Annotated in this window: 19 protein-coding genes; 9 read left to right on the top strand and 10 right to left on the bottom strand. The window is 69.2% G+C overall.

Translation table 11 applies throughout. The annotated features are described in order from the left end of the window. The 5 genes from ACLNEE_RS06755 to ACLNEE_RS06735 form a co-directional block, all read left to right on the top strand. A partial coding sequence (locus ACLNEE_RS06755; protein WP_412006923.1) for a F0F1 ATP synthase subunit gamma occupies nucleotides 1-485 on the top strand: 485 nt, incomplete at its 5' end. A 163-nt stretch (nucleotides 486-648) separates the two neighbouring features. Next, nucleotides 649-1,404, top strand: a complete 756-nt coding sequence (locus ACLNEE_RS06750; RefSeq protein WP_411421944.1) for a TIGR02466 family protein — start codon at nucleotides 649-651, stop codon at nucleotides 1,402-1,404. Nucleotides 1,405-1,417: 13 nt separating this feature from the next. Then, on the top strand, nucleotides 1,418-1,780 hold the full coding sequence (locus ACLNEE_RS06745; RefSeq protein WP_411421943.1) for a 2Fe-2S iron-sulfur cluster-binding protein: 363 nt from the start codon (nucleotides 1,418-1,420) through the stop codon (nucleotides 1,778-1,780). 10 nt (nucleotides 1,781-1,790) lie between these two features. Further along, nucleotides 1,791-1,976 (top strand): hypothetical protein, encoded by a 186-nt coding sequence (locus ACLNEE_RS06740; protein WP_411421942.1) that lies wholly within the window; start codon nucleotides 1,791-1,793, stop codon nucleotides 1,974-1,976. Then, entirely contained in the window at nucleotides 1,973-3,076 is a 1,104-nt protein-coding gene (locus ACLNEE_RS06735) for a DUF3326 domain-containing protein (protein WP_411421941.1), read from the top strand. Before ACLNEE_RS06740 ends, ACLNEE_RS06735 begins: the two co-directional genes overlap by 4 nt. On the opposite strand, the gene ACLNEE_RS06730 is transcribed toward ACLNEE_RS06735, so the two are convergent. Genes ACLNEE_RS06730 through ACLNEE_RS06705 form a run of 6 tightly spaced genes read right to left on the bottom strand, consistent with a single transcriptional unit; the run spans nucleotide 3,064 to nucleotide 9,398 of the window. Beyond that, nucleotides 3,064-3,501: a 23S rRNA (pseudouridine(1915)-N(3))-methyltransferase RlmH gene (locus ACLNEE_RS06730; protein ID WP_411421940.1), complete on the bottom strand. Its 438-nt coding sequence runs from the start codon at nucleotides 3,499-3,501 to the stop codon at nucleotides 3,064-3,066. The two genes, ACLNEE_RS06735 and ACLNEE_RS06730, sit on opposite strands and share 13 nt — an antisense overlap. A gap of 14 nt (nucleotides 3,502-3,515) precedes the next feature. Beyond that, on the bottom strand, nucleotides 3,516-4,667 hold the full coding sequence (ald, locus tag ACLNEE_RS06725) for an alanine dehydrogenase (RefSeq protein WP_412006922.1): 1,152 nt from the start codon (nucleotides 4,665-4,667) through the stop codon (nucleotides 3,516-3,518). Nucleotides 4,668-4,697: 30 nt separating this feature from the next. Beyond that, complete coding sequence (locus ACLNEE_RS06720) at nucleotides 4,698-6,401, bottom strand: NAD+ synthase (RefSeq protein WP_411421938.1); 1,704 nt, start codon at nucleotides 6,399-6,401, stop codon at nucleotides 4,698-4,700. Beyond that, a complete protein-coding gene (locus ACLNEE_RS06715) occupies nucleotides 6,401-7,006 on the bottom strand; it encodes a nicotinate-nucleotide adenylyltransferase (RefSeq protein WP_411421937.1) in 606 nt (201 codons plus the stop codon). The genes ACLNEE_RS06720 and ACLNEE_RS06715 overlap by 1 nt, the downstream gene beginning before the upstream one ends. Continuing rightward, nucleotides 7,003-8,385, bottom strand: a complete 1,383-nt coding sequence (locus tag ACLNEE_RS06710; RefSeq protein WP_411421936.1) for a GTP-binding protein — start codon at nucleotides 8,383-8,385, stop codon at nucleotides 7,003-7,005. Before ACLNEE_RS06710 ends, ACLNEE_RS06715 begins: the two co-directional genes overlap by 4 nt. Further along, complete coding sequence (locus ACLNEE_RS06705; protein WP_411421935.1) at nucleotides 8,382-9,398, bottom strand: CNNM domain-containing protein; 1,017 nt, start codon at nucleotides 9,396-9,398, stop codon at nucleotides 8,382-8,384. Before ACLNEE_RS06705 ends, ACLNEE_RS06710 begins: the two co-directional genes overlap by 4 nt. A gap of 98 nt (nucleotides 9,399-9,496) precedes the next feature. Between ACLNEE_RS06705 and ACLNEE_RS06700 the strand changes: the two genes are divergently transcribed. Next, nucleotides 9,497-10,804, top strand: a complete 1,308-nt coding sequence (locus ACLNEE_RS06700; protein ID WP_411421934.1) for an aminopeptidase P N-terminal domain-containing protein — start codon at nucleotides 9,497-9,499, stop codon at nucleotides 10,802-10,804. On the opposite strand, the gene ACLNEE_RS06695 is transcribed toward ACLNEE_RS06700, so the two are convergent. Next, nucleotides 10,785-11,636, bottom strand: a complete 852-nt coding sequence (locus tag ACLNEE_RS06695; RefSeq protein WP_411422002.1) for a TIGR01548 family HAD-type hydrolase — start codon at nucleotides 11,634-11,636, stop codon at nucleotides 10,785-10,787. The two genes, ACLNEE_RS06700 and ACLNEE_RS06695, sit on opposite strands and share 20 nt — an antisense overlap. Here ACLNEE_RS06695 and ACLNEE_RS06690 point away from each other — a divergent pair. Beyond that, nucleotides 11,635-12,111 (top strand): 30S ribosomal protein PSRP-3, encoded by a 477-nt coding sequence (locus tag ACLNEE_RS06690; RefSeq protein ID WP_411421933.1) that lies wholly within the window; start codon nucleotides 11,635-11,637, stop codon nucleotides 12,109-12,111. The two genes, ACLNEE_RS06695 and ACLNEE_RS06690, sit on opposite strands and share 2 nt — an antisense overlap. Nucleotides 12,112-12,251: 140 nt before the next feature. Here the strand turns inward: ACLNEE_RS06690 and ACLNEE_RS06685 are convergent, their stop codons facing one another. The 3 genes from ACLNEE_RS06685 to atpD all read right to left on the bottom strand — a co-directional run bounded on the left by ACLNEE_RS06685 (nucleotide 12,252) and on the right by atpD (nucleotide 15,421). Continuing rightward, nucleotides 12,252-13,280, bottom strand: coding sequence for a hypothetical protein (locus ACLNEE_RS06685; protein ID WP_412006921.1), 1,029 nt, complete (start codon nucleotides 13,278-13,280; stop codon nucleotides 12,252-12,254). A gap of 240 nt (nucleotides 13,281-13,520) precedes the next feature. Then, nucleotides 13,521-13,931, bottom strand: a complete 411-nt coding sequence (gene atpC / locus ACLNEE_RS06680) for an ATP synthase F1 subunit epsilon (protein ID WP_411421931.1) — start codon at nucleotides 13,929-13,931, stop codon at nucleotides 13,521-13,523. A 29-nt stretch (nucleotides 13,932-13,960) separates the two neighbouring features. Next, nucleotides 13,961-15,421 carry a F0F1 ATP synthase subunit beta gene (gene atpD / locus ACLNEE_RS06675; protein ID WP_411421930.1) on the bottom strand — a complete coding sequence of 487 codons (1,461 nt, stop codon included), beginning with the start codon at nucleotides 15,419-15,421 and terminating at the stop codon, nucleotides 13,961-13,963. A 240-nt stretch (nucleotides 15,422-15,661) separates the two neighbouring features. Between atpD and groES the strand changes: the two genes are divergently transcribed. Then, on the top strand, nucleotides 15,662-15,973 hold the full coding sequence (groES, locus tag ACLNEE_RS06670; protein WP_411421929.1) for a co-chaperone GroES: 312 nt from the start codon (nucleotides 15,662-15,664) through the stop codon (nucleotides 15,971-15,973). Nucleotides 15,974-16,071: 98 nt separating this feature from the next. Beyond that, complete coding sequence (groL, locus tag ACLNEE_RS06665; RefSeq protein WP_412006920.1) at nucleotides 16,072-17,706, top strand: chaperonin GroEL; 1,635 nt, start codon at nucleotides 16,072-16,074, stop codon at nucleotides 17,704-17,706. Nucleotides 17,707-17,832: the final 126 nt, after the last annotated feature.

The following is a 17,832-nucleotide window of genomic DNA, read 5'->3' as shown; positions in this document are numbered from 1 at the left end:
AGATCCTGGCTGAGTTTCTCTCGGCCGCGACCGATCGGGTGGAGATCATTTTCACTAAGTTCATCAATCTGGTGAGCTCCAAGCCGGTCATCCAGACCCTGCTTCCCCTGGATTCCCAGGGGATTGCCACCCCAGAGGATGAGATCTTCCGCCTCACCACCCGGGAGGGTCGGCTGGTGGTGGAGCCGGGCACCATGGCGGCCGCTAACGTGGCTCCCACCCTTCCGTCGGACATCGTCTTCGACCAGAGCCCCGAGCAGCTCCTCAACGCGCTGTTGCCGCTGTACATGCAGAACCAGCTGCTGCGATCCCTGCAGGAAGCTGCGGCCTCCGAGCTGGCCAGCCGGATGACCGCCATGAACAACGCCAGCGACAACGCCAAGGCCCTCGCCAAGACCCTCACCCTCGATTACAACAAGGCCCGCCAGGCGGCCATCACCCAGGAAATCCTCGAAGTCGTGGGTGGCGCGGCGGCGATGGCCTGATGCTCCGCCAGCACTGATCGACACGCCGCTGGTGTCTTGACCGGCTCGGCTGGTCGTTCCCTGATCCCAGGGGGCGCCAGGCGAGCCGGTTTTTTCATGCCGCCGTGGCCTGAGGGGGCCATGGCCCGCTGTCAGGCTGGAGCGCTTGCCCCCGGTTCACCCCATGGCGCAGCCGCCGACCGCCCGCCACCCGGACGCCGGGATCGCCAGGGGGCAGGCCCCGCTCTCCTCCGAGCTCAGGATTCAGCCCCTGTTTCCCGTCGCCCTGGCCCAGGTGCAGCTGCGGCCCGATCCCCTCGATCTGGCCAGGCAGCTCCAGACGCTTCTCGCCCTGCGCGGTGAAGCCCGCAGCAATCCGGATCCCGGTTGTGCCTGGACCGGAGATCTGCACGGGGTCTGGAACCTGCAGGGCCACCCCACCTTCGCGCCGCTGGTGGCGGAGCTCTGCGGTCATGCCCGCAGCTTCCTGACGCAGCTGGGTTTTGACCTGGACCGGCTGGCGCTGCACATCCAACGCTGCTGGCCCGTCGTGAGCGAGCCTGACCAGGTGATCGGTCGCCACCATCATCCGAACGCCCATCTCAGCGCCGTCTACTACTTCAACGGTGATGGCAGTGGGGCACAGGGTTGCCTGCGGCTCTTCCCCCAGCGCCAGGTGAATGAGCTGGTTCCCGGCATGGCCGTGGGCCATGGCGGGCCGCTGGGCCCCTCGCCCTGGACCCTTCCCTGGATCGACGTCGCCCCCCGGGCTGGACTGTTGCTGCTCTTCCCTTCCTGCCTGGAGCATGCGGTGCTGCCCAACGGGGATCCTGACGATCTGCGCTGCTCCCTGAGCCTCGATCTGGCGCTCACCGCCCCGGCGGGATCCGCGCCGCCGGAATACCTTGCCCCCCACCCCAGCCACTGGCAGGAGCCATGAGCTGGGAGGATGGGTGCCCTCCAGCACCGATCCGACCTACTCCGTGAACGACGAGCCCCAGACCTTCACGATCACTGCTGCGATTGACGGCACCACCCACACGTTTTCCTGTCGGGCCGACCAGACCGTGCTGGCAGCGGCGGAGGCCGCCGGGGTTCCCCTGCCCAGCTCCTGCTGTTCCGGGGTGTGCACCACCTGTGCGGCCCTGATCAGCACGGGCGAGGTCCGCCAGCCGGATGCGATGGGCGTCAAGCAGGAACTCCAGCAGGCCGGCTATGCCCTGCTGTGTGTGGCCTATCCCACCAGTGATCTCAGCCTCACGGCGGGCATGGAGGATGCCCTCTACCAGCTCCAGTTCGGCCAATACCAGAAGTGAGGCTCCAGGGATGGATCCGCTCTGGCGACTGAAGCCGTTGGCGCTGCGCCTGCGGCGCGGGGAAGGTCCGCTGCGCCCGCAGATCCTCCGGGCGCTGAGCGCCCATGGACGGCCGCTGCGCTGGGCGATCACGGCCGTCCAGGGTGACGAGCTGGCCGTCGAGGCGGTCGTGGTCTGCGTCTCACCGCAGCCGTGACGACGGCTGCCCCCTTCCCCACCCTGCTGGTCGTGCCCACGGGGATCGGCTGCGCCGTGGGCGGCTTCGCCGGCGATGCCCTGCCGGCGGCTCGCCTGCTGGCCGCGGCCAGCGGCTGCCTGATCACCCACCCCAACGTGATGAACGGGGCTGCGCTGTACTGGCGCGACCCCAGCATCCACTACGTGGAGGGTTCGGCCCTGGATCGCTTTGCGGCAGGAAACCTCGCCCTGCGTCCGGGGCGTTGCCAGCGGGTCGGGGTGCTCCTGGACGCTGGCATCGAAGCCGATCTGCTCCAGCGCCACCTCCAGGTCGTGGAGGCCTGCCGCGCCACCCTGGGCCTGCAGATCGGCCCGGTGCTGTGCACCGATGCCCCCCTGGCGGTGAGTCTTGCCGAGGGGCCGAGCGGAGCGAGCTGGGGAAGCCTGGGCCGTCCGGATGCCCTGTTGCGGGCGGGGGAGCGGCTCAAGGCAGCCGGTGCCACCGCGATCGCCGTGGTGGCCCGCTTTCCGGATGATCCCGACAGTGAGGCCCTCGCGGCCTACCGGAGCGGTTCGGGCGTGGATGCCCTGGCCGGCGCCGAAGCCGTGATCAGCCACCTGCTCACCGATCACCTGGGCCTGCCCTGTGCCCATGCCCCTGCCCTGGGTCCCCTGCCGCTGAACCCGGGCCTGGACCCCCGCGCCGCCGCCGAGGAACTGGGGTACACGTTCCTGCCCTGCGTGCTGGTGGGCCTCAGCGGAGCTCCCGATCTGGTGCCCCTGAGCGAGCCCGGCGAGGGCCGGATCGATCCGCAGTGGCTGCATCCAGCCAGGATCGGGGCGGTGGTGGCTCCTGCGGGTGCCCTGGGGGGGGCAGCGGTGCTGGCCTGCGCCGAGCGGGGGGTCCCGCTGATCGCGGTGGACAATCCCTGCGTGCTGCAGGTCGATGCGGAGGCCCTCGGCCTGGAGGCCATCGCCGCCTCGAGCTTTGCGGAGGCCGCCGGCCTTGTCCTCGCCCTGCGGGAGGGCATCTGTCCTGGGGCTCTGGGCCGACCGTTCTCCCCCCTGCCACCGCTGGTCTCCGCGCCCCCGGGCCGCGGGGTGTCTCATTCCCGGTGATAGGGCCCGCCCTGGAGGATCGTCTGCACGCGGTACAGCTGCTCCACCAGCAGCAGCCGGGCCAGCTCATGGGGGAAGGTGAGGGCCGAGAGGCTGAGCTGCCAGCGCGCCTGGGCCCGCAGGGCCGGATCGAGACCGTCGGCCCCGCCGATCACGAAGGCCAGGCGGTCCGAGCCGCACTGCCGCAGCTGCTCGGCCAGCTCCATGGAGCGGAAGGTGCGGCCCTCCTCGCTCAGGGTGACCAGCTGTTCATCGCTGCGCAGTTCCCCGCGGATGGCCTGGGCTTCCCGCCGCGGATCGCTGTCCCGGAGCTCCACGATCGTCAGTCCGGGCAGACGTTGGCAGTACAGCGCCACGCCTTCGCGCACCCATCCCTTGCGCACCCTGCCCACGGCGATGATGCGGATCCGGTCGGCTCTCAGCACGGAGGCCCCTGCCCTCAGCGCAGGCAGGCCATCGGGTGGCGGGGCGCCAGGCCCAGGGCCCTGGCCACCCCCGGATGGCAGACCGAGCCATCGACCGTGTTGAGGCCCGAGAGCAGTTCGGGCCGGTCCGTGACCGCCTCGGCGAGGCCACGGCCCGCCATCACCAGGATGTAGGGGAGGGTGACGCTGACCAGGGCCTCGGTGGAGGTGAACGGAACGGCCCCCGGCATGTTCCCCACCGCATAGTGCTGCACCCCATGGATGCTCTGGACGGGATCGGTATGGGTCGTCTCCCGGCTGGTGGCGATGCAGCCCCCCTGGTCGATCGCCACGTCCACGATCACTGAACCGGGCTTCATCTGGCGCACCAGCTCCTCCTCCACCAGGGTCGGGGCTCGACCACCGGGGGTGAGCACGGCGCCGATCACCAGATCGGCCCCGGGCACGAGGCGCTCCACCAGGCTGCGGCTGCTGACCAGGTTGAACAGGCGGCCGCGGCGGTCGGCCTCCAGCTGGCGCAGGCGCTGGGGTGAGCGATCCAGCAGAAACACTTCGGCATCCATGGCCGCGGCGATCCGGGCCGCATTCCAGCCCACGGTGCCGGCGCCGAGCACCACCACCCGGGCTGGGCGCACCCCGGTGCATCCCCCCATCAGGATGCCGCGGCCGCCATGGGGCTTTTCCAGCAGGTGGGCGCCCACCTGGGCAGCCAGACGACCGGCGATCTCGCTCATCGGGGCCAGCAGCGGCAGGCTGGTGTCCTCCAGCTGCACCGTCTCGTAGGCCACAGCTGTGGTGCCCGCCTCCAGCAGGGCCCGTCCCACATCCGGATAGGCCGCCAGATGCAGATAGGTGAACAGCACCAGGTCGCTGCGCAGATAGGGGAACTCCTCCGGTTGGGGCTCCTTGACCTTCACGACCAGATGGGCGGCCCAGGCGTCCTCGCGGCTCACCAGCCGCGCACCGGCGGCGGCGAAGGCGTCATCGCCGATGCCGGCGCCGAGGCCGGCACCTTCCTGAACCCGCACCTCCATGCCCTGGGTCACCAGTTCCCGAACCCCGTCGGGGGTGAGGGCCACGCGTCGCTCATCCCGCTTGATCTCGGTCGGCACCCCGATGCTCGCCATCGGTGCGGTGAGCTGGTGAGGCGAAGCCTGGGCAGCCATCAAGTGCAGGAGGTGCGACACCAGCCTGGCTCAGCCGGCGGCGATCGGCATGCGCCAGCCGCTGTCGAAGGCGTGACCGCTCACCTTCAGCACCGGCGGCGCCTGGCGGCGCTTGAATTCGGCCCGCCGCAGCAGGGTGCTGACCCGTTCGGCCAGCTCAGGATCGGTGCCCTCGGCCACAAGCTCCCGCTGGCTGCGCCGCTCCTCCACCAGGGCCCTGAGCAACGGGTCCAGTTCCCCATAGTCCGGCAGGGAGTCGGTGTCGCGCTGGTCGGGCCTGAGTTCGGCGCTGGGGGGCTTGTGGCGGATCGCGGCGCCGATCAGCTCCCCCCGCTCCGGCAGGCCCAGGGACCGGCGGCAGGGGAGAGCGGCCGGACTGTCCAGCCAGGCCGCCAGGGTGAACACGCTGGTCTTGTAGACGTCCCCGATCACGGCCAGACCCCCGTTCATGTCGCCGTACAGGGTGCAGTAGCCCACCGCCAGCTCCGATTTGTTGCCGGTCGAGAGCAGCAGCCGTCCCTGCTGGTTGGCCACGGCCATCAGCAGCGTGCCGCGGATGCGTGATTGCAGATTCTCGGCGGTGAGACCCGACGGCGGCTGGCCCAGTGCCGGGGTCAGGGCCGTGTCGAAGCCCGCCATCAGGCCGGTGATCGGCAGGGTGTGGGTGATGAGGCCGAGACGCCCCGCCAGGGCCAGGGCGTCGTCGGTCGCGCCGCTGGAACTCCAGGGGGAGGGCATCAGCAACGCCCGCACCTGCTCGGCCCCCAGCGCCGCCGTGGCGATCACCGCCACCAGGGCTGAATCGATGCCCCCACTGAGCCCCAGCAGGGCCCGCTGGAAACCGCATTTGCCGGCGTAATCCCGCACGCCCAGCACCAGGGCGCGGAACAACTGTTCGAGGGGCTCGGGCAGGACGGCGTCCGCTGGTGGGCCCGGGGCGGGGTGCCTTCCGGGACTCCAGGTCTTCAGATCCTCCGTGCAACAGGCCAACTGGCAGGCCAGCTCGCCGCAGGCCTCCACCACGAAACTGGCTCCGTCGAAGACCAGTTCGTCGTTGCCGCCCACCTGGTTCACGTACACCACCGGGCAGTTGAGCCGTCGCGCCGCACGGCGGGCCAGGGCATGGCGCAGTGGCACCTTGGCCTGGCCGAAGGGCGAGGCGGAGAGATTGAGCAGGAGGTCCACCCGGCTCGGCAGCAGGGCGGCGACCGGATCGGGGCCGGCCAGGCGGTGCCCCTGCAGCTCCTCCTCCACCCAGAGGTCCTCGCAGATGGTGAGCCCCAGGCGCCAGCGCTGCCCCCGCCGTTCCAGCTCCAGCACGGCGGCGGCGTCACCCGGGAGGAAGTAGCGCTGCTCGTCGAACACGTCGTAGGTGGGCAGCAGCAGCTTGCGCGCCACCACCCGCCAGCCGGCGGCCTCCACCAGGGCCACGGCATTGAACAGGTTGGGCAGCTGGCCTCCACCCTTCGGCTCGGCGATGCCCACCAGCAGGGCCAGCTCGGGCATGGTGCGCGCCAGCTCCTGCACCATCGCCTCGAGCACCTCCTGCTGCCGGGTCAGCCGGGTCGGCTGCAACAGCAGATCCCGCGGTGGGTAGCCCCACAGCGAGAGTTCGGGGGTGAGCACGAGGTCGGCGCCCCGGCTCGCCGCCTGGCGGCAGGCGGCGAGGATCCGCTCCCCGTTTCCCGCCAGGTCGCCCACCAGAGGGTTGATCTGGGCCAGGGCAAGGCGCATCACGAGGGGCGTTCGAGGCCGTAGAGATTGTGCTCCAGCAGCACCGGCCAGACCGACGCCGGGATCTGGCTGGGATCCGGCTGCCGCCGCACAGCCGAGCTCGCGGAGGCTGGGATGGACAGCGGCAGGATCTCGAGCTGCGCGCCCAGGGCGCGGAGGGGCTCCAGCTGGTCCGGTTCGATCGACCACCCGCGGCGCGGGACGATGGCGAGGCGGCAGCCCTGCAGCAGGGCCCTGGCCTGCTTCCAGCGGGGAATCTGGGGGGCCAGATCACTTCCCACCACAAAGACCAGCTCCGCGTCAGGCCAGCGGGCGGCAGCCCGCTCCAGGGTGGTGATCGCCCAGGGGCTGCTCAGGTCCTGATGCAGACGGAGGCGTGGATTGCCGATGGCTTCCACCAGGGCCGCCAGCAGTGCGGTGCGCTGGGTCAGGGGAGCCCCATGCTGCTTGAGGGGGTTGTCACTGGCCCAGGTGGCCACCTGGGGGAACTGCTCCAGCAGCCTGACCAGCAGGGCCTGGTGTCCCCGGGTGGGAGGGTCGGCGCTGGTGCCGAACAGGGCGATCCGGCCGGGCCCTCCAGAGGGGGTGTCAGCGATGGTGCTCACGGCAGCAGGGCGCGCCAGGAGGGGGCGGGCCCATCCGCGGCGGCCCCCGCCGCGGTGTCGGATGTGGTGTGGGCCGTGCTGTCGGGCCAGCGCCCCAGCCACCGGCGCACCTGGGGATCCGTGGCGGCCAGGCGGCGCAGCAGGGCTGCAGGTGTTCCCCCCCGCCGGGTGCTGCTCAGCAGTTCCTGGGCAGCCAGGCGGCCCGTGCGGCGGGTCGTGTGCACCGCCAGCGCCGCCTGGGCGATGGCGACGGGGGCGGCAGGCGCGAGGCTGAGGCCACCAGTGAGGGGGGCGGCCACGAGCAGCAGTTGCCGAACCCCCCCGAGCAGGACCTGAATCCCCAGCTGGGCGCCGCCCAGAAGGGCGTTGTGGCCCGACAGACGGGTGAGCAGATCCCGGGCGGCCCGCCCGCCCATCGGCAGGCCGTAGAGCTGGCAGAGTTGCATCACCAGGGCCGTGTCACAGGCCAAGCCCCCGGCCAGGTCCAGCAGCACCAGCGGGTTGGCCGCCACGCCCGTGGCCTTGAGGGCGGCAAAGCGGCCGATCAGCCCCTGGGCGGCCTTCTGACTGTGCCGCAACCGGGTTTCCTGGAGGGACCGCTGGAACCGCTCCGCGCTGCGCAGCGCGTTGATCGCCAGCAGCAGCTCACCCTGGGAGTCGAGGCACTGCAGCAGGGCGACCTGCAGAGGTTCCACGGCCGGGGGCCGGCGGGTGGAGCGAATCCGGCCATCGGCCATCTGGAAGGCCTGCCGGGGGGCCGCGGCCACGGGGAGCAGCTCCAGCTGACGGGCCTCGGCGGGCAGCCGACGCCGAATGCCGGCCAGCAGGTTCGCCCGTTCGGCCTCTGACCAGGAATCGCAGCGGTTCAGCACCAGCATCAGGGGCTTGCCACTGGCCAGCAGGACCTCAAGGGCCTCGAGATCCACCTGGCTGAGATCCCCGTCGAGCACGAACAGGACCAGATCGGAGCCGAGGGCCACACGGCGTGCCAGGCGGCCGCGGGCGGCCGCGGCGATCTCGTCGATGCCCGGGGTGTCCACCAGCTCCACGGCCGCCAGGGTCGACAGGGCAGGGGCCCAGGTCGTCGCGGCCTGACGGCGGGTGCAGCCATGGGCCACGTCCGTCGCGAAGGTCTCCTGGCCCAGCAACGCATTGAGCAGGCTCGACTTGCCCACGCCGACCCGGCCGAAGACCACGATCCGGAGCACCCCGCGCTCGAGGCGCTCGAGCTGGCGATCGAGGTTGGCGAGTTCCCCGGCCAGCCAGCTGTGTTCTCGGCTGCTCAGCTGCAGCTGCCTGCGCCAGTGCCCCAGCCACTGCGCACAGCGCTGGGCGGTGGGGGGGGGCTGGGGTTGGCTCTGGCTGCTGGCCGGGGTCATGGGAGGGCCTCTCCGCCGGCCGGCTGGGGGCGCCGCCACCAGCCGGCCAGCACCGCCAGCACCGCCTCGGCGCCGATCACCCCGACAAAGCCCCCGAATTCGTCGACCACCACGCGCACGCCGCCGCTGTTGCGCCGGAAGCCGGTGAGCAGGCGATCCGCCCGGATCATTTCGGGGACGTACTCCACCGGTTCGCTGAGGTCCGCTGGAGTGAGCTCGCTGTGGCCCTGAAGCAGGGCTGTGAGCAGCCGCTCCCGACTGGCCACCCCGAGAATCTCATCCACCTCCTCCCCCAGCACCACCCACCACGGGGCGTTGTTGTCCAGCAGTTCGCTCTGGGCCGCCGCCAGGCTGCCGGCCCCCGCGAGGGTGGGGGCCGCCACCCGGGGGGTCATCAGGTCGCGGGCGGTGAGGTCGTTGAGCTGGAAGACCTTGGCGATCATGGCGGCTTCATCCGCCTCGATCTGGCCCTTCTGGGAGCCGAGGCGGGCCAGCAGCCGGATTTCCTCCTCATCCGTGCTGATTTCACTCTCGGCGGTGATCGCCGGCAGGAGCCGCTCGAGCAGCAGCACCAGCGGCAGCATGATCCTGCCGAGGATCGCCAGCGCCGGAGCACTGGCGAGGGCCACCGGCAGAGCCAGCCGACTGCCGAGTGCCTTCGGCAGGATCTCCCCCAGGAGGATCACCAACAGGGTCAGCCCCACCGAAAACAGCGGCAGGGCGACTCCCTCCACGCCGTACTGGCGGAACACTTCGGCGGCATAGCCGCCAAGCATGAGGCTGCCGAAGATGTTGAAGCCGTTGTTCGCGATCACCAGCACCGACAGGGTCCGTCCCAGGCGCTGGCGCAGCTGCTCGAGGCGCCGGGCTCCCCTGACGGGGCGGGGGCGGGCCGCCAGCTCATGAATCCTCACCGGGTTGACCGTGAGCAGCGCGGCCTCGATTCCGGAACAGAGGGCCGAACCGACGAGGACCACCACCACCAGCAGCACCAGGCCCAGCAGGTCGTTCATTCAGGTGGTGGGGCCTTGGGCCATGGCACCATTTAATCGGCCCGCGCCGCAGCTGGCCCAGACTGGCCGCCAGGATTGGCCCAGCCGGGCGCCCGTGCATGTCGATTTATGCCGAGCGGCGCAGCCGCTTCCTCCAGCAGCTTGGAGGTGCTGCCGCAGTGATCCCGGCGGCGCCGCTGGTCACCCACCACGCTGACTGCGAGTACCCGTTCCGTCAGAACAGCGACTTCTGGTACCTCACCGGCTTTGACGAGCCCGATGCGGTGGCCCTCTTCCTGCCCCACCACGAGGAGGCGCGCTTCGTACTCTTCGTCCATCCCAAGGAGCCCTCGGCCGAGGTCTGGAACGGGGTCCGCTGGGGGACCGAGGGCGCCGTGAGCCGCTTCGGTGCCGATCGGGCCCATCCGCTGGCCGAGCTGCCCGAGCGCCTGGCCGACTATCTGCAGGGCGCCGAAGGCATTGCTTTCCGGATCGGCCGCCATCCCCAGGTCGAACCGCTGGTGCTGCAGGCCTGGGGGCAGCAGCTCGATCGGGCACCGCGCCGGGGCAGCGCCGCCCTCGGGCTCGTGGCCCCCTGTCCGCTGCTGCACGAACTGCGGCTCCGCAAGGCACCTGAGGAGCTGGAGCGCCTCCGGGAGGCGGCCCGCATCTCGGCGGAGGCCCACGAGCTGGCGCGGCAGGTGAGCCGCCCGGGCCTGAACGAGCGCCAGGTCCAGGCCGTGATCGAGCAGCATTTCCTGGAGCAGGGGGCCCGGGGCCCGGCCTACGGTTCAATCGTGGCCGGTGGTGACAACGCCTGCGTGCTGCACTACACCGCCAACAGCGCGCCCCTGCGGGATGGGGAGCTGCTGCTGATCGACGCGGGCTGCAGCCTGCCCGACTACTACAACGGCGACATCACCCGCACCTTTCCGATCAACGGCCGCTTCAGTGCCGAGCAGCGCGAGCTGTATGCCCTGGTGCTCGCGGCCCAGGAAGCCGCCGTGGCGGCCGTGGCGCCAGGCCAGACGGCCGAATCGGTCCACGACACGGCCGTGCGGGTGCTGGTGGAGGGTCTGGTGGCCCTGGGGCTTCTGGCCGGCGACGTGGACGGCATCATCGAGCAGGGTGCCTACCGGCATCTGTACATGCACCGCACCGGCCACTGGCTGGGCCTCGACGTGCACGATGTCGGCGCCTACCGTCTCGGCGAGCATCCCGTGCAGCTGGTTCCCGGCATGGTGCTCACGGTGGAGCCGGGCCTCTACGTGAGCGACCGTCTGCCGGTGCCGGAGGGGCAGCCGGCCATCGAAGCCCGCTGGAAAGGCATCGGCATCCGCATCGAGGACGACGTGGCCGTGACGGACCGGGGCCATGAGATCCTCACGGCCGCTGCAATGAAGAGCCTCAGTGCGATGGAGCGCTGAGCAGCGGCTCCAGGCAGGGCAGGACGCTCGCCGTGGCCGGGATCACCAGATCGGCGCCCGCGTCCCGCAGAGCAGCTTCGTAGCGGCTGCGGCCGGGGCCATCGGCGTGGAGGTGGGGGGGCGCCACGGCCAGGGCCACGAAGCGTTGCTGGGGCAGGACCTGCCGGGCTTGGGCGATCGTGAGCACGTCCGCCACGGTGTCGCCCAGGTAGAAGACCGGCGGGCTGGAGGCCTGACCCAGGCCTGGTTCCGCCAGACGGTTCGCCAGCTCCAGCAGTCCGGTGGGGTTCGGCTTGTCGGGTGCGTCCCCCATGGCGATCAGGGGCGGATCCACCAGCCCGAGCCGCTGCTCCAGCACAAAACGGGCCGACGGAGGTTCGGCGCCGCTCACGAAACCCCACGCCAGGCCCGCCTCATCCAGGGTCTGGAAGAAGGAACGCTCCACGAGCAGTGGTTCGCGGCCGATGAAACCCTGCCAGTGGGCCGGGTCCCCCTCCGGATCACCGCCGAAGTAGAAGCGGCTGAACACCTCCACGAGCGCCGTGAAATCGGGCAGGGGCGTGTGGCCGCGGCGACGCAGCAGTTCCAGGGACGCTTCCCAGTCGTTGTTCCAGAGACCTTCCCCCTTGAGGGCATCGATCGACGCGGCATCGGGGCGCCAACCGCAGTAGTGGTGCACTGTCTCGGCCAGGGCACGGCGGTAGCTGCCGGCCACGTCGCGGATCACGCCATCGATGTCGAACAGCAGGATGGCGCGAGGATTCAGCGGGAGCAGGAGCAGGGCTGCTGGTAGGTTAGTTCTTTGATCTTCTGTCTTGAGCGTCGACACCATGACAGCCACCGAAAGCGCCGCCGGCGCGGCCGTGAGCGATGCGCCCGAGGTGGTCGCTGCCACGGACGACACCTCTGCTCAGGGGCGCCCGGTCATGCGTGGTGGCAGCGCTGCCCTGGCCTCAGCCACGATCGATGAGGACGGGGTCCCTTCCGGCTATACCCCCAAGGCCGATGAGGGGCGCTTCCTGTTGAAGATCCTCTGGCTGCCGGATAACGTCGCTCTCGCCGTCGATCAGATCGTCGGTGGTGGTCCGAGCCCCCTCACCGCCTATTTCTTCTGGCCCCGGGAGGATGCCTGGGAAACCCTGAAGACTGAGCTCGAAGGCAAGAGCTGGATCACGGACAACGAGCGCGTGGAGATTCTCAACAAGGCCACGGAAGTGATCAACTACTGGCAGGAAGAAGGCAAGGGCAAGAGTCTCGATGAGGCCAAGCTCAAATTCCCCGACGTGACCTTCTGCGGAACCGCCTGATCGCCCCCACGCCTCCGGTCGTCCGGGTTGCTGGCGCTCCCCTTCTTGGAGGAGCGCTTTTTTTGACCGCCCAGAGCCCCCCGGATGGGCCAAGGCCATGGGGACATGGGGACATGCCGCGCGGTGAAGCACCTGCCCGATCAGGGCCTGCTGCCCTGATCAACGGGTTTACTGTCAAGGATCAGGGCTGGACGGCTGCTCGTGTCCACCGTGAAGCTGCGCTGCTCGCGCCCGACGGTGCCGTCCCCAGCGACAACGGTCAGCTCCCCCTGCAGGATCATCTGCGGGCCCACCCGGCTCACCTCCTGAAGGCCGGCGACACCGACCTGCTGAATCGCCGGAGAAAGGGGCGGCACGGTTTCGAACACCTCCGCGGCAGTCCCCCCCAGGTAGCCGCGTGCCTGTTCGTAGTCCCTGCGGCTCAGGGCGGCGTAGAAGCCCTGGATGCTGGCAGCCGCCTGCTCGAAGCTGGTGTCGGCCCCGGCGGAGTCCCCGGCGGAGTCCCCGGCGGAGTCCCCGGCGGAGTCGCGGTCGCCGTTGTTCGCTTGAGGATCGTCCCCAGCGTTGGCCAGATCAGGTGGGGCTTCGGGAGGCGGCTCCTCGACCGGGACGGCTGGTTCCAACGGTGGAGTCTCCCGCACGATCGGACTGCGGGGAGCTCGCTGCAGCAGCAGCACAGGTCCCAGCAGGGCGAGGATCAGGCCGCCCACGAGAATGCCCACCACCGCCAGCAGTCCTGCGCTGCGCCAGCCGCCGCTGCGCAGGCCGCCGGCCAGTGAGACGCGTCCGGCTGTTCTGGAGGCTGCCGCCAGGTCGGACGCGATCGGCAGAGGGGGCGGCGGCGGGGGGAGCTGGCCGGGGGGCATCCTGAGCAGGCCTCGGAGCACCTCCTCCATCCGCCGGCAGATGGCAGGCGCAAACACCGCTTGCAGTTCCTGCAGCAGCCGGCCATGCAGCTCCGGATCAAGCCGAGGGTCGGCCAGGTTGAGCGCCTCGGTGATGGTTGGGGAGCTCACGAGGTGGCTCAGGGCCGGCCGCAGCTCGATCTGCTCGATGCCGCAGAGCTCTGCGGCCAGCGTCTGCAGGCGGATCAGGCGGCTGGCCTGGCCCCGCCAGTCTTCGCTGAGCAGCCTCTCCCTGAGGGCGGCCCCGAGCTGGTGGTCGTTCATGGCTGTTGAGGACGGCACACCACGACGGTTGGGCGCCGCGGTGGCGATGGCGTCCTGGGCAGGGGACTGGCCAGGAGCGTGGCTCCAGCTTGGCGCTTCCGCCCAGTGCTGGCTCCATTCAGCAGTCCCCGGGCGGTGGCCTTCCCGCTCCATGCGAAAGGCCAGCGATGACCGGTACTGGTCATCGCTGGCCTGGGTCTGAACCTGCCGCTGGAGGGCGGAACGGCCAGGAACGGTGGGTCAGCCGGGCACCCGGGTGGCTTGCAGCCAGGCCCTGGCCTGGGCCAAAGCCTGCTGGGCCTTGAGCTTCTCGGTGCTCGAGGGCTGGCCTTCGAACCGGACCGCGGCCTGCTGGGCCTCCTCAAAACGGGCTTCGGCGGCCGCCGGATCGATGGTGCTGCCGAGCTGGGCACGGTTGACCAGCACCGTGATCTCGTCGGCCTCCACTTCGGCGAAACCGCCGAGCAGTGCGATGGTCGACCAGCTGTTGCCCTCCCGCAGCCGCATCACACCGGTGTCGAGGGCCGCCAGCATGGTGACGTGGCCAGGGAGGATGCCCATCTGCCCCGTGGTGCTGGGGAGAATCACTTCCTCAGTGGTGCCGTCGAAGACGCTCTGGTCCGGGGCCAGAACTCGCAAGGTGAGAGACATGGTGGAACCTCAGGATTGATGGAGGGGGATCAACCCTTGGAATCGGCCAGGATCTTCTCGGCCTTGGCCTTCACTTCATCGATGCTGCCGACCAGGTAGAAGGCGGCCTCGGGGAGATGATCCAGCTCACCGGCGAGGATCATGTTGAAGCCCTTGATGGTCTCCTCGAGCTTCACGTACTTGCCAGACATGCCGGTGAAGACCTCGGCCACAAAGAAGGGCTGGGAGAGGAACTTCTCGATCTTGCGGGCGCGGTCCACCGTGCGGCGGTCGTCTTCGGACAGTTCGTCCAGACCCAGAATCGCAATGATGTCCTGGAGCTCCTTGTAGCGCTGCAGGGTGGACTGCACGGCCCGGGCGGTGCGGTAGTGCTCGTCGCCCACCACGGCCGGCTGAAGCATGGTGCTGGTGGAATCCAGGGGGTCCACGGCGGGGTAGATGCCCTTGGAGGCCAGGCCGCGGCTGAGCACGGTGGTGGCGTCCAGGTGGGCGAAGGTGGTGGCCGGAGCGGGGTCGGTCAGGTCGTCCGCGGGCACGTAGACGGCCTGGATCGAGGTGATCGAGCCCTCCAGGGTGGAGGTGATGCGTTCCTGCAGCATGCCCACGTCGGTGCCCAGGGTGGGCTGGTAGCCCACAGCGGATGGCATGCGGCCCAGCAGCGCCGACACTTCGGATCCGGCCTGCACGAAGCGGAAGATGTTGTCCACGAACAGCAGCACGTCCTGCTTGTTGGCGTCACGGAAGTGCTCAGCCATGGTGAGGGCTGACAGCCCCACCCGCATGCGGGCGCCGGGGGGCTCGTTCATCTGGCCGTAGCAGAGCGCCACCTTCGACTTGGAGAGGTCGTCGGGGTTGATCACGCCGGACTCCTTGAACTCCTCATAGAGGTCATTGCCCTCACGGGTGCGCTCACCCACGCCGGCGAACACGGATACGCCGCCGTGCTCCTTGGCGATGTTGTTGATCAGCTCCTGGATCAGCACGGTCTTGCCCACGCCGGCGCCGCCGAACAGGCCCACCTTGCCCCCCTGGCGGTAGGGCGCCAGCAGGTCGATCACCTTGATGCCGGTCTCGAAGACCTTGGGCTTGGTCTCCAGCTCGGTGAGGCTGGGGGCGGCCCGGTGGATCGAGGCCGTCTCGGAGGTGGTCACGGGGCCCTGCTCATCCACGGGCTCGCCGAGCACGTTGAAGATGCGACCCAGGGTGGCCTCACCCACGGGCACGGAGATGGGGGCGCCGGTGTCGAGGGCTTCCATGCCGCGCACCAGGCCATCGGTGCTGCTCATGGCCACGGCCCGGACCCGGTGATCGCCGAGCAGCTGCTGCACTTCAGCGGTGAGGGCGACGTTCTGGCCGGCGGAGTTCTTCGCCTCGATGCGCAGAGCGTTGTAAATCTTGGGCAGCTTGCCGGCCGGGAATTCAACGTCAAGCACCGGGCCGATCACCTGCCGGACGATGCCTTTGGTGCCGGTGGCAGTAGCAGCAGCCATATGTATGGAGGGTCGCGGAGGGCGCTGGACAGGGAGGGTGCTGAAACGATCCCTGCCCGCTGGGAGCCGGGCAACCTTACCACTCGGCCGCTGTCGCCCCGCTCGGTACGGTCACCCGCACAGGGCATGGGTGGCCAGCCCGGCCGCTCTCGGCATAGGTTGGCACTCGTGTGGAGCGAGTGCTAACTCCTCCCGCGAAATGGCGTCTCAGACGCCATGTCGTTGCTGTCGCATCTATCCATGGCTGCTGTTTCCCTCAGCGTCTCCACGGTCAAACCCCTTGGAGATCGCATTTTCATCAAGGTCTCTGAGTCTGAAGAAAAGACTGCCGGCGGGATCCTGCTCCCCGACACTGCCAAGGAAAAGCCCCAGGTGGGCGAGGTGGTCCAGGTGGGTCCCGGCAAGCGCAACGATGACGGCACCCGCCAGGCTCCTGAAGTGAGCGTGGGTGACAAGGTCCTCTACAGCAAGTACGCCGGTACCGACGTCAAGCTCGGCACCGATGAGTACGTCCTGCTGTCCGAGAAGGACATCCTCGCCATCGTCAGCTGAGCGCCCGGGCCCCGTGTCTGGCGTCCTTCGGGACCCCACGGAGCCTGCTTCTGCCAGCACGGTCTTCAACGAACACTTCCACAGGATTTCCGACTCCCATGGCTAAACGCATCATCTACAACGAGCAGGCCCGTCGTGCCCTCGAAAAGGGCATTGACATCCTCGCCGAATCCGTTGCCGTGACCCTTGGTCCCAAGGGCCGCAACGTGGTTCTCGAGAAGAAGTTCGGCGCTCCCCAGATCATCAACGACGGCGTCACCATCGCCAAGGAGATCGAGCTCGAGGATCACATCGAGAACACCGGTGTGGCCCTGATCCGTCAGGCCGCCTCCAAGACCAACGATGCCGCCGGTGACGGCACCACCACCGCCACGGTGCTGGCCCACGCCATGGTCAAGGCGGGTCTGCGCAACGTCGCCGCCGGCGCCAACGCCATCACCCTGAAGAAGGGCATCGACAAGGCTTCCGATTTCCTGGTCAAGAAGATCGAGGAGCACGCCAAGCCGATCTCCGACTCCAACGCCATCGCCCAGGTGGGCACCATCTCCGCCGGCAACGACGAAGAGGTGGGCCGCATGATCGCCGATGCGATGGACAAGGTCGGCAAGGAGGGCGTGATCTCCCTGGAAGAAGGGAAGTCGATGACCACCGAGCTGGAGGTCACCGAGGGGATGCGCTTCGACAAGGGCTACATCTCCCCCTACTTCGCCACCGACACCGAGCGGATGGAAGCGGTGCTCGAGGAGCCCTACATCCTGCTCACCGACAAGAAGATCGGCCTGGTGCAGGATCTGGTGCCCGTGCTCGAGCAGATCGCCCGCACCGGCAAGCCCCTGCTGATCATCGCCGAGGACATCGAGAAGGAAGCCCTCGCCACCCTGGTGGTGAACCGCCTGCGCGGTGTGCTGAACGTGGCGGCTGTGAAGGCTCCCGGCTTCGGTGACCGCCGCAAGGCCATGCTCGAGGACATCGCCGTTCTCACCAACGGTCAGCTGATCACCGAGGATGCCGGCCTCAAGCTGGAGAACACCAAGCTGGAGATGCTGGGCTCGGCCCGCCGCATCACCATCAACAAGGACACCACCACCATCGTGGCCGAGGGCAACGAGGTGGCCGTCAAGGCCCGCTGCGAGCAGATCCGCAAGCAGATGGACGAAACCGACTCCTCCTACGACAAGGAGAAGCTGCAGGAGCGTCTGGCCAAGCTGAGCGGCGGTGTGGCCGTGGTCAAGGTGGGCGCCGCCACCGAGACCGAGATGAAGGACAAGAAGCTGCGCCTGGAAGATGCCATCAACGCCACCAAGGCGGCCGTTGAGGAGGGCATCGTTCCTGGGGGCGGCACCACCCTGGCCCACCTGGCTCCTGCCCTCGAGGAATGGGCTGCGGCCAACCTGTCCGGCGAGGAGCTGATCGGCGCCACCATCGTGGCCGCCGCCCTCACCGCGCCCCTCAAGCGCATCGCCGAGAATGCCGGTGCCAACGGCGCCGTCGTGGCCGAGCACGTCAAGAACAAGCCCTTCAACGAGGGCTACAACGCCGCCACCGGCGAGTACGTCGACATGCTGGCCGCCGGCATCGTGGATCCCGCCAAGGTGACCCGCTCCGGCCTCCAGAATGCCGCCTCGATCGCTGGCATGGTGCTCACCACCGAGTGCATCGTGGCCGATCTCCCCGAGAAGAAGGAAGCGGCTCCCGCCGGTGGCGGTGGCATGGGCGGCGACTTCGACTACTGATCTCCACCGAGATCAACGGTCTGAGTCGATTCTCCAGAATCCAGTCAGGGAGGGCACTTGCCCTCCCTTTTTTATGGCCTGTTCTCCTTTGGCATGTTGTGAAGTAGCGGTTTCAAGGTATGAACT

This window comes from Aphanothece stagnina RSMan2012 (genome assembly GCF_046764815.1).
GTDB lineage: Bacteria > Cyanobacteriota > Cyanobacteriia > PCC-6307 > Cyanobiaceae > NIES-981.
The sequence above is the reverse complement of the archived record's forward strand: the minus strand, read 5'-3'. Positions and strand labels throughout refer to the sequence as shown.